Origin of the sequence: Nioella sp. (assembly GCF_964229645.1) — a bacterium.
In the GTDB taxonomy this organism is placed as follows: domain Bacteria; phylum Pseudomonadota; class Alphaproteobacteria; order Rhodobacterales; family Rhodobacteraceae; genus Nioella.
In genome coordinates this window covers 1-9174 of sequence record NZ_CAXREX010000090.1, presented here as the reverse complement: position 1 = coordinate 9174, position 9174 = coordinate 1, and the positions used below count along the sequence as shown (strand labels likewise).

At 64.7% G+C, this 9174-nt stretch carries 7 protein-coding genes; 5 read left to right on the top strand and 2 right to left on the bottom strand.

Features of this window, described 5'->3' with window-relative positions; all coding sequences use genetic code 11:
- Positions 1–1277 (top strand): gamma-glutamyltransferase family protein (locus tag ACEQXV_RS06080; protein ID WP_370268323.1); only part of this gene is annotated, 1277 nt, incomplete at its 5' end.
- On the opposite strand, the gene ACEQXV_RS06075 is transcribed toward ACEQXV_RS06080, so the two are convergent.
- Together ACEQXV_RS06075 and ACEQXV_RS06070 are read right to left on the bottom strand one after the other, a co-directional pair.
- Positions 1259–2647: a sensor histidine kinase gene (locus ACEQXV_RS06075; RefSeq protein WP_370268321.1), complete on the bottom strand. Its 1389-nt coding sequence runs from the start codon at positions 2645–2647 to the stop codon at positions 1259–1261. The genes ACEQXV_RS06080 and ACEQXV_RS06075 overlap by 19 nt on opposite strands.
- Positions 2644–3318 (bottom strand): response regulator transcription factor, encoded by a 675-nt coding sequence (locus ACEQXV_RS06070; protein ID WP_370268320.1) that lies wholly within the window; start codon positions 3316–3318, stop codon positions 2644–2646. Before ACEQXV_RS06070 ends, ACEQXV_RS06075 begins: the two co-directional genes overlap by 4 nt.
- A 141-nt stretch (positions 3319–3459) precedes the next feature.
- Between ACEQXV_RS06070 and ACEQXV_RS06065 the strand changes: the two genes are divergently transcribed.
- The 4 genes from ACEQXV_RS06065 to ACEQXV_RS06050 form a co-directional block, all read left to right on the top strand.
- Positions 3460–4557, top strand: a complete 1098-nt coding sequence (locus ACEQXV_RS06065; protein WP_370268319.1) for a tricarboxylate transporter — start codon at positions 3460–3462, stop codon at positions 4555–4557.
- 75 nt (positions 4558–4632) lie between these two features.
- Positions 4633–6648 (top strand): tripartite tricarboxylate transporter permease, encoded by a 2016-nt coding sequence (locus ACEQXV_RS06060; RefSeq protein WP_370250833.1) that lies wholly within the window; start codon positions 4633–4635, stop codon positions 6646–6648.
- An 11-nt stretch (positions 6649–6659) separates the two neighbouring features.
- Complete coding sequence (locus ACEQXV_RS06055) at positions 6660–7754, top strand: 4-oxalomesaconate tautomerase (protein ID WP_370268317.1); 1095 nt, start codon at positions 6660–6662, stop codon at positions 7752–7754.
- Positions 7751–9174: thiamine pyrophosphate-binding protein (locus ACEQXV_RS06050; RefSeq protein ID WP_370268316.1), on the top strand; the 1424-nt coding region annotated here is incomplete at its 3' end. The genes ACEQXV_RS06055 and ACEQXV_RS06050, both read left to right, overlap by 4 nt.

Below are 9174 nucleotides of genomic sequence, written 5' to 3'. Positions count from 1 at the left end.
TGCCCGGCGGCCACGCGCCTGAACCGGGCACGCTCTTTGCCAACCGGGCGTTGGCCGATTTCTGGGACAGGCTGGTTGATGAGGCCAAGGGCGCGGGCGTGGATCGCGAGGCACAGATCGAAGCCGCCCGCACGGCCTTCTACGAAGGCTTCGTGGCCGAAGCGATCGACGATTTCCTGCGCGATGCCGAGGTGCTGGATGCCTCTGGCCAGCGCCACAAGGGCGTGCTGACCGGGCAGGATATGGCGGATTGGCGCGCCACCTACGAACGGCCCATTTCCGTGGATCACGCAGGCTGGACCGTGTGGAAATGCGGAGGCTGGACGCAGGGCCCGGTGCTATTGCAGGCGCTTCAGATGCTGCGCGGCGATGATCTGGCAGGGATGGACCCTGTCGGCCCCGAGTTCGTTCACCTCGTGACCGAGGCGCTAAAACTGGCTTTCGCCGACCGCGAAGCCTATCTGGGCGAGCCCAATGCAATGGACCTGCCGTTGGAAACGCTTCTGTCGACCGCTTATGGCGCGGCGCGGCGCAGTCAAATCGGCGAGACGGCAAGCCTGGAGTTTCGCCCCGGTGCGATCCCGGGATACGAGGCCTGGGCCGAGGCCTTCCGCGCCCGCGTGGCCGAACCCGCGCCCGCAGATAGCGGCATCGGCATCGGTGAACCCACCATGGCGCATCTGACCGAAAAGCCGGGCGATACCTGCCATATCGACGTGATCGACCAATGGGGCAACAGCGTCTCGGCCACGCCTTCGGGGGGCTGGCTCAAATCCTCGCCGGTGGTACCGGGGCTTGGTGTGCCGCTCAACAGCCGCGCGCAGATGTTCTGGCTGGACGAGGGCCTGCCCACGTCGCTCGCCCCCGGTCGCCGCCCCCGCACGACGCTGACGCCTTCGATGGCGCAAGGGCCGGACGGCACGCAGCTGGCCTTCGGCACACCCGGCGGCGACCAGCAGGACCAGTGGCAGCTGATCTTCCTTCTCAGGCTCATTCATCACGGGATGAACCTGCAAGAGGCGATTGACGGGCCGCTCTTCCACACAGGGCACTTGCAGGCGAGTTTCTACCCGCGCGGCGCACGCCCCGGCCACTTGATGATCGAGCCGAATTTCCCCGAGGCCACCTTGGCAGAGCTTGCATCCAAGGGGCATCGGCTGGAGGTGGCAGCCCCCTGGTCCATCGGGCGGCTCACGGCTGCGCGCAAGCGGCCTGACGGCATCCTGCAGGCTGCGGCAACACCGCGGCTAATGCAGGCTTACGCGGCTGGCCGCTGATCCGCTTCGGCGGCGAGCGGCAAGCTGAGAGCTACGTCAAGCCCCCCTGCATCCGAGGCGCTCAGGGTCAGACTGCCCCCGCCCTTGTTCGCGACGGCTTCGGCAATGGACAGGCCAAGGCCGCTGCCCTCGCTCGGGCTGGTCTGTCCAAACCTGGCAAGCGCGATATCCACCTCGTCTGGTGCGATTCCAACGCCATCGTCGCTGATCCGGATCGTAGCGGTGTCAGTGTCCAGGCTCAGCGCCATATCCACGCGGGTCAGCCCGGCTCCGCCATGCAGGAGCGCATTGTCGATCAGGTTGGTCACGGCTTCTTCCAGCATAACCGGATCAGCCTGGACCTTGGCCTGTCCCACGGGCAGGGCCAGCGACAGCGCCACGTCCCGCGCCGTCATCCGTGCGCGGTGCGTGTCCGACAGGCGCATCAGCAGGGCAGCAAGATCAACGGTATCTGCCAGCGCCTCGCCGGAACTGGCACGCTCCAGGGTTAGAAGCTTGTTGGCCAGATCCTTGGCGTGACGGGCCGATTTCAGCAGTTCTCCGGCGCGACTGCGAGCAGCATCTTCGCTTGGGGCCGAGCGCACCGCCTCTGCCATGGCCAGAACGCCCGCAATCGGGTTGCGTAGCTGGTGCGCGGCGTTGGAGATGAAGACGGTCTGCGCGGCCATTGCGGCTTCGACCTGCCCGAAGAGCGTATTCAGCCTGTCGACCAACCCCCGGGTTTCCGGCGGAACCGGGCGCCGGATCGGGCTGAGATCGTCTGAACTGCGCCGCGAGATCGCGTCTTCGAGGTCGACCAGCGGCCGCAGGCCAAAGCGCACACCGAACCACACCACAAGTGCGACCGTGCCGATCAGCACCGCCATTACCATGAAGGCACCGTAGGACAGCTCTCGCAGCAGCGCATCGCGCACCGAAAGCTCCTGCCAGACGGTGTAGGTGAAGCGGCCCGAAATGCCGTCCACGGTGGCCACGTCATGAATGCGCAACACCCGGACAGGCCGGCCATAGTAGGTCGAGTCGTAAAAGGCGTAAGGTTCGGCCTGCGCATCCTGGGTGGCGGGGCGCACCGGGGGCGTTGCATAGCCCGTGACGTAAACACCGTCCGGTGCGTAGCCGTGGTAATAGACCGGGCCGCCGGAAGTGTCGGAGAGGAGATCCCGCGTTTCCAAGGACAGCGCATCCCCGCCGGATCGGGCCACGTCAGCCACGATCGCTAGGGCCGTTGTCAGCAGCGAGCGTTCGAACAGGACTTCGGCCTGAAGCCGCATTTCCCGCCATTGCCAGATACCGACCAGCAAGGAGATCAGCAAAAGCGGGATCAGGATGATCGCGGTCAGCCGCAGCCTGAGCGAAGTCGACGGGTTCACGACGCGGTGTCCTCCACCAGGCTGTAGCCAAGCCCGCGCTGCACCTTGATGGCCAGCCCATGCGGTTTGAGCCGCTTGCGCAGGCGCGAGATATGCGCCTCGATCGCCGCCTCTTCCACGTCGGCTCCGGTTCCGTAGACGTGTTCAAGAAGGTCGGCCTTGGCCACTGTGCGCCCCTGGGCGCCGATCAGGATCTCCAGCAGGCTGAGTTCACGGCGCGGCAGGGCGGCGGGCGATCCGGCAAAACTTGCCTGCCGCGTGTCGAGATCCAGCTCCACACTGGCCATCGCGATCTTGCGGGTGATGGGACGGGCGCGACGCCGGGCGAGGGCACGCACGCGCGCCTCCAGCTCATCCATCTCGAAAGGCTTGATCAGGTAGTCATCCGCCCCTGCATCAAGCCCCTGCACGCGGTCCACCGTTTCGGAGCGCGCAGTCAACAGCAATACGGGGCGGTCATCCCCCCGCAGCCGCAGGTTGCGCAGCACGGTAAGACCGTCGAGCCCCGGCAGGTTGATGTCGAGAATGATCAGTTCAGCGGCATCGCCGCGCAGCAGGTCGTCTGCATCCTGCCCGTCTGCCAGGATGTCGACCGCGTGTCCCAGGTCTCCCAGCCGATAGGCGATACCTTTCGCAAGGCTTTCGTGATCTTCTACAAGTGTGATCCGCACCCTGACCGCCGCCTCCGTTTTTTCGCGCCATGTAAGCTTGCCGCAAGGTTCGCAGGTCACACAAGTGCCATCAAGCTCTCAAAATGGCTTGGGAATGGGTTGGCCGCTTGGTGGCGGCCAGACCATCTAGGGAGGAAACCAATGACCAAACTCACCACCACGCGCCGCGTGGCGCTTGGCCTTTGTGCCGCGTCTGCCATGGCATTTGCCGCGCCCGCTCAGGCTGATGTCGATCTGTCTGGCGAAACCGTCGAATTCGTGATTCCGTTCTCGGAATCGGGTGGCTCGGCCCGTTGGGCCAACTTCTTCGCGCCGCTTCTCTCCGAGCATCTGCCGGGCAACCCCACCGTCGTCGTTCGCTATCGTCCCGGTGCGGGCTCGACCTCTGGCGCCAACTGGTTCCAGGAGCAGACCACCGATGACGGCACCCTGATCTTCGGCACCTCGGGGTCGACCCAGTTCCCCTACCTGCTTGGCGATCCGCGCGTGCGCTATGAATATAACGACTGGCGCGTCGTGCTCGCCTCAGGCACCGGTGGCGTAGCCTACCTGTCGCCGGAAATGGGTGCCATGATGGATGGCCTGGATGCGACCGGTCTCCAGGGCACCGACTTCATCTGGGGCAGCCAGGGCGCGACCCGTCTGGACCTTGTGGCGAACCTTGCCTGGGAAATGCTTGGGTTGAACGTGGAACCCGTCTTCGGGATCGAGGGCCGTGGTGATGGCCGCCTGATGTTCGAACGCGGCGAAGCCAATATCGACTACCAGACCTCGTCTGCCTACTTGCGTTCGGTCGTGCCGCTGGTCGAGGGCGGACTTGCCGTTCCGATGATGACCTGGGGTGCGCTGGACAACGATGGCAACATCGTTCGCGACCCGACCTTCCCCGACATCCCGACCTTCATGGAAGTCTGTGACGCGACCCCTGCCTGCTCGACCGAAGGTCCAGCCTGGGAAGCATGGCGTGCCTTCTTCATCGCGGGTTTCCCGGCGCAGAAGATGATCTTCCTGCCGGGATCGACCTCGGATGAAGTGGTGCAGGCCTATACCGACGCCCTGAACGAGATCATTGCGCGCGATGACTTCGCAGAACTGGCCGAAGCGACGCTTGGTGTCTATCCGCAGATGACCGGTGCAGGCGCGGCCGCCGCCTTCAACCTTGGCACCCAGGTTCCCGATGAAGCCCGCGATTTCGTGATCAACTGGCTTCAGGAGCGTTACGGCGTTTCGCTGAACTGATCGGCCTTCTGGTCAACCGGCCCCGCGTGCTGACGCGCGGGGCCATTCTGAAACGCCCAGATTAACGGTAAGATCATGGATCTTCTTGCGACCGCGCTCCCGGCTCTGGGAGAAGCGCTTTCCCTGATATTTCACCCCCAGCAGATGATGTTCCTGGCCCTGGGCGTTCTGCTCGGCCTGTCGGTGGGGGTTTTTCCCGGCCTTGGCGGCATCGCCGGTCTGTCGCTGGTCCTGCCCTTCATGTTCGGGATGGAGCCCGTTTCGGGTCTCGCGCTGATGGTCGGCCTCATTGCGGTCGTTCCGACATCCGATACATTTGCTTCGGTTCTACTTGGCATCCCCGGATCGACGGCCAGCCAGGCCACCGTTCTAGACGGCTTTCCATTGTCAAAGAAGGGCGAGGCTGCGCGGGCGCTGTCTGCGGCCTTCGTCTCGTCCCTTTTCGGCGGGCTTCTTGGCGCGCTGGTCCTGACCTTCTTCATCCTGATTGCACGCCCCCTGATCCTGGCCTTCGGCCTGCCCGAAATGCTGATGATCACGGTGCTCGGCCTGTCGATGGTTGCAATCCTCGCCGGGCGCTTGCCGCTCAAGGGGGTCGTGGCTGCCGGTCTTGGCCTGATGATCGGCACCATTGGCGAGGCGCCGGCGGGTGGAAGCCTTCGCATCGTCACCTATGACATTCCCTACCTGCTCGACGGCTTCTCGCTGGTCATCGTGGGCCTTGGAATCTTTGCCATCCCCGAGATTGTCGCACTGCTGCGCCAGGACCGGGCGATTTCCAAGTCAGGCGGATTGGGCAAGGGCTGGCTTGACGGGCTGAAAGACTGGTTTGCGAACCTGTGGCTTTCGATCCGCTGCTCGGCAATCGGCGTTCTTGTCGGTGTCATTCCGGGCCTCGGGGGCTCGGTCGTGGACTGGATCGCTTATGGCTTTACCGTGCAATCGTCCAAGGACAAGTCCAAGTTCGGCAAGGGCGATATCCGCGGCGTGATCGGGCCAGAAAGTTCCAACAACGCCAAGGAAGGCGGCGGGCTGGTGCCGACGCTTATTTTCGGTATCCCCGGTTCCGGCTCCATGGCGGTCTTCCTCGGCGGTCTCGCGCTGCTTGGCTACGACCCCGGCCCGCACATGGTGCGCCACAACCTCGACATCACCTATACCATCGTCTGGTCGCTGGCCCTGGCCAACGTGATCGGCGCGGGCCTTTGCATCCTTCTGTCGGGCCAGATCGCCAAGCTGACCACCATCCGCTTCACGCTGGTCGCGCCGTTCCTTTTCATGGTCATTGCATTCGCGGCCTTCCAGTCGCGCCAGTCGCTTGGCGATCTGGTGGCGCTTATGGCGATCGGGGCGCTTGGCATCTTCCTGCGCCGCTTCGAGTTCTCTCGTCCGGCCTTCCTGATCGGCTTCGTGCTTTCCTACCAGGCCGAGACCTTCGCCAACATGGCCAATCAGATCGCGGCCAGCCGTTTCCGCCGCAGCTTCGAGGAAGGGTTCGATTACATCGCCTCGCCGATCGTTCTGATCATCCTGGCGCTTACCATCGTGTCCATCATCATCGGCATCCGCCAGGGCAAGCACATCCTTGGGGCGGAAAACCCGCCCACGGGCAGCAAGCGGGCACCGCTGATCTTCCTGCTCTGCATCACCGGTTACGTTGCCTATGCCTGGGTCGATGCGCTGCAAATCCGCATGGTGAGCGACAAGATCTTCCCGGCAACCGTGGGGGCGGTGACGCTGATTGGCTGTCTGGCCCTTTTAATCCGCATGATGCTGGTGCCGGAAACCGATGCGATCTTTGCCGACCATGAGCAGGGCGGCGAGGATGCCGAGGCACCCCACGGGCTATGGGCAACGCTTGGCTGGTTTGCCTTCCTGCTGGCGCTGTCCTCGCTTCTGGGCTTCATCCTGGCGCTCGGGATCTTCCTGGTCACCTTCCTGCGCGTCCGCGCAGGGGTGAGCTGGCTGCAAACCCTGCTGCTCAGCGGCTTTGGCATCGGCTTCATGTGTTTCCTTGCAGGCATCCTCGGGCGCGATTTCCCGCCGGGACTCTTGCAGGAATTCTTCGATCTTCCCTGGCCCTTCACCTGAGGAACCACCCCATGTCCCAAGCGGAAATTCCCTTTCTCTTCGTCAGGGGCGGCACCTCGCGCGGCCCCTACTTCAACCGGGCCGATTTGCCGGAAGATCGCGATGCGCTGACCGAGGTTCTGTTGAGCGTCATCGGGGCGGGTCATCCGCAAAACATCGACGGGATCGGCGGTGGCGTTGCGGTTACGACCAAGGTCGCGATGCTGTCGCCGTCTGATGACCCGAACTGCGACGTGGACTACTTCTTTGCGCAGGTTGCGGTCGAAGAACGGCTCGTCGACTACAAGCCCACGTGCGGCAACATCCTGGTCGGTGTTGGCCCCGCCGCGATCGAGATGGGATTGGTTCAGCCCACGGGCGACAGAACCAAGGTGCGCATCAAGGCGATCAATACTGGCGCGACGGTCGAGGCCACGGTGGAAACGCCGGGCGGGAGGGTCAGCTACGAGGGAACTGCCAGCATTGATGGCGTGCCCGGCAGCTCTGCGCCCGTTGGGCTCAGCTTTCTCGATGTCGTGGGCTCGGCCTGCGGGGCCTTCCTGCCCACGGGCAAGCTGAGGGAAGAGATCGACGGGATCGAGGTCACGCTGATGGACGTGGCCATGCCGATGATGATCGCGCAGGCTGCCGATTTCGGGCTGACGGGTTATGAGACGGTCGAGGAGCTGGACGCGAACCGCGCCTTCTATGACCGGGTCGAGCCGATGCGCTTGGAAGCGGGCCGACGGATGGGCCTTGGTGACGTGACCAAATCGGTCACACCCAAGATCGGCCTTCTGTCGCCCGCCCGCCACGGCGGCGCGATCTCGGCGCGCTATTTCATGCCGTGGAACTGCCACCCGACCATGGCCGTGACCGGCAGCCAGTGCCTGGCCGCCTGCACCCTGACGCCCGGCACCGTGGCCGATGGCATGGGCGTCATTCCCAACGAGGTGCCAGCCCTGATGAAGATCGAACACCCCCAGGGCATCATCGAGGTTCTGGTGGATTACGCCCAAGGGGCAGATGGCTTCCAGATGAAATCAGCGGGCCTCGTGCGCACGGCGCGCCTGCTGGCAAAGGGCGCGGTCATGGTGCCAGGGGCGTTGCTGGAGGGCCATGCATGAAGGCCACGGGCCGACAGGTCTTCGACCATATTGCCCGCGCCGTGGCGCAGGAAGGCAGCGAGGTCTGCTTCGCCCTTATGGGCGACGCCAACATGAACTTCGCGACGCGGCTGTCCGAGCAGGGCACGCGCATGATCTATGTCCGGCACGAGCATTGCGCCGTGGCCGCCGCGATGGCTTACGCCCGCAAGTCAGGGCAGGTGGGGCTGGCCACTGTTACCTGTGGCCCGGGCCTGACCCAGTTGATGACCGCACTTCCAGCGGCGGTCAGGGCACATCTGCCCCTCGTGGTGATGGCAGGCGAGGCGCCGTTGAAGCAGGGTTGGTACAACCAGGGAATCGACCAGGCCCCATTCGTGACGGCGACGGGCGCGCGGTACCGGTCGCTGCACTGGCCGGAGCGCATGCCAACCGCGATCCGCGATGCCTTTCTGGAGGCCCGGCGCGACCGGGTGCCGGTGGTTCTGGGCATTCCCTTCGACCTGCAGAACCTGCCATGGGACGGGGGCGATGATCTGCCCGCACCTTCGGTGCAGCTCCTGCCCCAGCCATCGGCCATTCCGCCAAATCCTGCCGACTTGAATGCAGCCGCTGACATGGTTGGCGGCGCAAAGCGGATAGTCGTTATGGCCGGTCTCGGCGCGGTCGAGGCCGGGGCAGGCGAGGCCTGCCGCGCGCTTTCTCGCAAGTGCGACGCGCTCCTTGCGGCAACCTTGCCCGCGCGGGGTATTTTCGCGGGTGATCCCTTCAACCTTAACGTCGCCGGGGGCTTTTCCTCCGACATCGCGCGGGTATGCTTTGCCGAGGCGGACCTCGTGATAGCCGTGGGCTGTTCGCTGGCGCGGCACAACGCCGATGGCGGCAAGCTCTGGCCGAATGCCAAGGTTCTTCAGGTCGATACGGACCCGGTCGCCGTCAGCCAGGGCCGCATCGCCGCCGAGGCCCACCTGCGGGCCGACGCGCGGCTCGGGGTCGAGGCGCTGACGGCGATGCTGGAGGATCGCGCCACGGAGTGGCGCACCCCCGCCCTCGCGGCCCGCATCGCTTCGGAGCCTGCCGATGGCAGCCGCTTTGCCGTCGAGCCTGGCCTGCACGATCCGCGTGAGGTTGTCAGTGCACTGGAAACCCACCTGCCTGCCGACTGGCAGATGGTGAACAGCTCGGGCCATTGTTCCTACTATTTCGCCCACATGCCTTCGCGCCCCTGGGACAAGTTCCTGACCATCCGCGAGTTTGGCGCGATCGGCAACGGCACGTCCTTCGCCATGGGCGTGGCGGCGGCCTGCCCGGAGGAAACCGTCGTGCTCTTCGACGGCGACGGCAGCTTGCTCATGCATGTGCAAGAGCTGGAGACGATGCGCCGCCACGGGATGAACATCCTCGTGATTGCCATGAACGACGGCGCCTACGGCTCTGAAAT

Excerpts from the sequence above, each read along its gene's own strand:
- ACEQXV_RS06065 (WP_370268319.1), top strand. The coding sequence starts at position 3,460 with ATGACCAAACTCACCACCACGCGCCGCGTGGCGCTTGGCCTTTGTGCC.
- ACEQXV_RS06060 (WP_370250833.1), top strand. The coding sequence starts at position 4,633 with ATGGATCTTCTTGCGACCGCGCTCCCGGCTCTGGGAGAAGCGCTTTCC.
- ACEQXV_RS06055 (WP_370268317.1), top strand. The coding sequence starts at position 6,660 with ATGTCCCAAGCGGAAATTCCCTTTCTCTTCGTCAGGGGCGGCACCTCG.